The 3,889-nt window shown below is 65.3% G+C and carries 6 protein-coding genes; 2 read left to right on the top strand and 4 right to left on the bottom strand.

The features are described 5' to 3' along the window. Window positions 1-496: FTR1 family protein (locus JMF90_RS27675; protein WP_201325678.1), on the bottom strand; the 496-nt coding region annotated here is incomplete at its 3' end. Between the two features lie 12 nt (window positions 497-508). Further along, window positions 509-841, bottom strand: a complete 333-nt coding sequence (locus JMF90_RS27680) for a cupredoxin domain-containing protein (RefSeq protein WP_054928127.1) — start codon at window positions 839-841, stop codon at window positions 509-511. Between the two features lie 340 nt (window positions 842-1,181). Here JMF90_RS27680 and JMF90_RS27685 point away from each other — a divergent pair, with 340 nt between their 5' ends. Beyond that, on the top strand, window positions 1,182-1,382 hold the full coding sequence (locus JMF90_RS27685; RefSeq protein WP_006477591.1) for a heavy-metal-associated domain-containing protein: 201 nt from the start codon (window positions 1,182-1,184) through the stop codon (window positions 1,380-1,382). 59 nt (window positions 1,383-1,441) lie between these two features. On the opposite strand, the gene JMF90_RS27690 is transcribed toward JMF90_RS27685, so the two are convergent. Next, window positions 1,442-2,932, bottom strand: coding sequence for an aldehyde dehydrogenase (locus JMF90_RS27690; protein ID WP_011546389.1), 1,491 nt, complete (start codon window positions 2,930-2,932; stop codon window positions 1,442-1,444). Between the two features lie 88 nt (window positions 2,933-3,020). Beyond that, complete coding sequence (locus JMF90_RS27695) at window positions 3,021-3,572, bottom strand: cupin domain-containing protein (RefSeq protein WP_011546390.1); 552 nt, start codon at window positions 3,570-3,572, stop codon at window positions 3,021-3,023. 60 nt (window positions 3,573-3,632) lie between these two features. Between JMF90_RS27695 and JMF90_RS40280 the strand changes: the two genes are divergently transcribed. Further along, the coding region (locus JMF90_RS40280; protein ID WP_236598048.1) for a hypothetical protein at window positions 3,633-3,889 on the top strand (257 nt) is incomplete at its 3' end.

Here is a 3,889-nt window from a genome sequence, read left to right on the forward strand (position 1 = left end):
CGTAGCCGAGCCCCGCCCCGCCGAGCACGCCGAGCAGCCCGCCGACGAGCATCTGCGGCGTCTGGCCCGGATCGCCCGCCGCGATCCCGTACAGGAACAGCACGGCCTCGGAGCCTTCGCGCAACACCGCGACGCCGACCACGATCGCGAGCCCGGTCAGCGGCCGACTGCCGGCCGCGACCGCCCGGCCGACCTCGCCCATGTGCAGCGCCATTTCGCGGCCGTGCCGGCTCATCCAGATGCAATGCCACGCGAGCATCAGCGTCGCGACGAACATCACGCCCGCGTTGAAGACTTCCTGGCCCATGCCCGAAGCCCATTGCGAGATCACGTCGGCGAACGCCGCGATCAGGCCGGCGCCGACCACGCCGCCGACCAGCCCGCCGCCCACCCACCAGCCGCGCCGCGGCACGCCCTTCGTGGCGGCCATCACGATCGAGACCACCAGCGCGGCCTCGAGCACTTCACGAAAGACGATCAGGGCGGTAGACAGCATGTCGGTATCGGCTTACTTGACGGTCAGGTGCGTCTTCGACTGCGCTTCGTGATACTCGTCGTGGAACTCGTAGGTCCCCGCCTTCAGCGGCCCGACCAGGATCTCGACCGACTTGCCGGCCGGCACGACCTTCTCGGCCTTGAAGTCGTCGCTCTCGAATTCCGCGGGCGTCGCGTCGAGGTTCTTCACGACGAATTTCACCTTCTTGCCAGCGGGAATCGTCACGCCATCGGGCGAGAACTTGTGGTCCTTCAGCGTCAGGTTGACGATGTCGTCGGCAGCGAAGGCGGACGTTGCCGAGGCGCCCAGCAGGGCCAGTGCGAAACCGAGAGCGAAACGGGTCATGTGCGTAATGGTTTGAAATGGTTTGAAATATCGAAGGGAATCGATACTAAGATCGATTCGCATTTTCACCTCGGAGTACCCTTACTCCGCTCAGGGAGATCGTGGGCAGTCGATCCCGCACGCCCGTTGCCGCGCAAGGCTCCGCCGGATTTCGCCGATAATGGGCGGTCGTCAATCGGGAAAAATTCGGACTGACGCGCGCACGCGAATGACTATTCGTCAGACCTCAGCATTACAAATGACTGATGCGATGCACGTCGCCGCATGCGGCGCTTGACCTTCCCACCATGGCAAGCTTCATGCTGAATCTATTCGTCAACCATCAACCCGGGAGAACACGATGGAATTCGAAGTCCAGGACATGACCTGCGGCGGCTGCGCCAACGCCATCACGCGCGCGGTGACGGCCGCGGACCCCGCCGCGAAGCTCGACATCGACGTCGCGGCGAAGATCGTCAAGGTCGACTCGGCGCAAGGCGCCGAGCGCGTGCAGTCGATCATCGAGGCCGCCGGCTTCCATCCCGCGCTGCGCACCGCGTAACGCGCGCCGAAGGCCGCGGGCGCGGCGCCGCACGGCGACGCGCCCGCCCCGGTATCGCGTCAGCGCAGCCGGATCAGCGTCGACTTCAGTTCCGTGTACTTCTCGAGCGCATGCAGCGACTTGTCGCGACCGTTGCCCGACTGCTTGTAGCCGCCGAACGGGAAGTTCATGTCGCCGCCCTCGTCATAGCAGTTCACCCACACGGTGCCCGCACGCAGCCGGCGCGACACGTCGTGCGCGGTCGTCAGGTTCGACGTCCACACGGCCGCGGCCAGCCCGTATTCGGTGTCGTTCGCGATCCGCACGGCCTCGTCGACGTCGTCGAACACGATCACCGACAGCACGGGCCCGAAGATTTCCTCGCGCGCGATCTTCGCATCGGGCTTCACCTCGAACACCGTCGGCTCCACGTAGAAGCCGCCCGTTTCCGCGTTCACGCGCGCACCGCCCGTGACGAGCCGACCTTCGCCGCGCCCCGCTTCGATGTAACCCAGCACGCGCTCGAGCTGGATGCCGTCGACGATCGCACCCATCGATACCGACGGATCGAGCGGATTGCCCGGCACGTACGCGCGGGCGGCCGCGACGAGCTTCTCGATGAACGCGTCCTTGATGTCGCGATGCACGAGCAGCCGCGAGCCGGCCGTGCACATCTCGCCCATGTTGTAGAAGATCGCGCCGGCCGCCGTCTGCGCCGCGCGGTCGAGATCGGGGCAATCGGGCAGCACGATGTTCGGCGACTTGCCGCCGAGCTCGAGCCACGCGCGCTTCAGGTTCGACTGCGCCGCGTACTGCATGATCAGCTTGCCGACCGCCGTCGAGCCCGTGAACGCGATGCAGTCGACGTCGCGATGCAGCGCGAGCAGCTTGCCCGGTTCGCCCGCGCCCGGCACGACGTTGAACACGCCGGCCGGAATGCCGGCCTCGAACGCGAGCTGCGCGACGCGGATCGCGGTCAGCGGCGATTTCTCCGACGGCTTCAGCACGACGCTGTTGCCGGCCGCGAGCGCGGGGCCGAATTTCCATGCGGCCATCAGGATCGGGAAGTTCCACGGCACGACGGCGGCCACCACGCCGACCGGCTCGCGCGTGACGAGGCCGACGAGATGATGATCGGCCGGCGCGACCTCGCCGCCGACCTTGTCGATCGCTTCCGCAAACCATTCGACGCAGTACGCGGCGCCCGGCACGTCGACCGTCGTCGTGTCGCCGATCGGCTTGCCCGCGTCGAGCGTCTCGAGCAGCGACAGTTCGTCGAGATGCGCGCGCATCAGCGCGGCCCAGCGCAGCAGCACGGCCTTGCGCTCGCGCGGATTCAAGCCGGCCCACACACCCGCGTCGAATGCGCGGCGGGCCGCCGCGACGGCCGCGTTCACGTCCGCTTCGCCGCAGTCGGCGACCTTCGCCAGCACGCGGCCGTCGATCGGGCTCACGCAGTCGAACGTCTTGCCGCCGTGCGCGTCGCGCGACGCGCCGTCGATGAATGCGCGCCCTTCGATCTCGAGCGACGCCGCCTTGTGTTGCCAGTCAGCCAAAGTCAACTTGTTCATCAGGATGCCTCAATGTTGGGGCATTCGCGATGCGGCACGCCGTGCGGGTGGCACGCTGCCGGCCTGCAGCGAATGCGGTGACGCGCGGTCAGAAGGTCGCCGGCGAATTGGCCGAGACGACCTCGCAGATCAGTTCCGCGCTGGGATTGCGAAAACGATGCGGCAAACGGCTCTCGAAGTAGTAGCCGTCTCCGGGGTCGAGCAGCCACGTCGCACTATCGACGGTCAGCTCGAGCCGGCCCGACACGACGACACCGCCCTCGTGCCCCGCGTGCACCAGCATCTCGGGCCCCGTGTCGGCCAGCGGCTGATAGATCTCGCGCAGGATGCACATGTTGCGATCCTTCACGTTCGCACCGACCAGATGAAACGCGAGCGACTCGTTGCCGAGGTTCGGCATCTCGTCGCGACGCGACACGACCGCGCGCGATTCGACGAGCTCGAACGTGAAGAATTCCGCGAGACTCATCGGGATGCATTCGAGCAGCTTCTTCAGCGAGCCGACCGACGGGCTCACGCGGCCCTGTTCGATCAGCGAGATCGTGCCGTTGGTGACGCCGGCGCGCTTCGCGAGTTCGCGCTGCGACAGGCCATGCTTGTTGCGCACGAAACGCAGGCGCTCGGCGACTTCGGTGGACATCGATTCGGTTTCGGACACGATAAGTGCGATGACAAAGTGAAACGACGCGGTGGACTGCCGTTGAATATTCTAATCACTTTATGCCGCACATCAGCGGGGAAAACCCTGAAAGGCGTTCGAAATAATGGACACCGTGTCGATTATTCCTTTTATGAATCTTTTGTTTTCACGCTCGGGAAAGCCCTGATGCAGGACCTTAAAAAAACATTTGACGCCGTTATTGGCTCGTATATGCTGGCTCTCAGGTCAGCGTCATCAGGCTTTCACAGGCATCGAAAAGCGTTATCGCAACGCAACAATTCGATGCCCCGGAATGT

The sequence above is a fragment of the Burkholderia sp. E168m23 genome (assembly GCF_016586125.1).
Lineage (GTDB): Bacteria > Pseudomonadota > Gammaproteobacteria > Burkholderiales > Burkholderiaceae > Burkholderia > Burkholderia orbicola.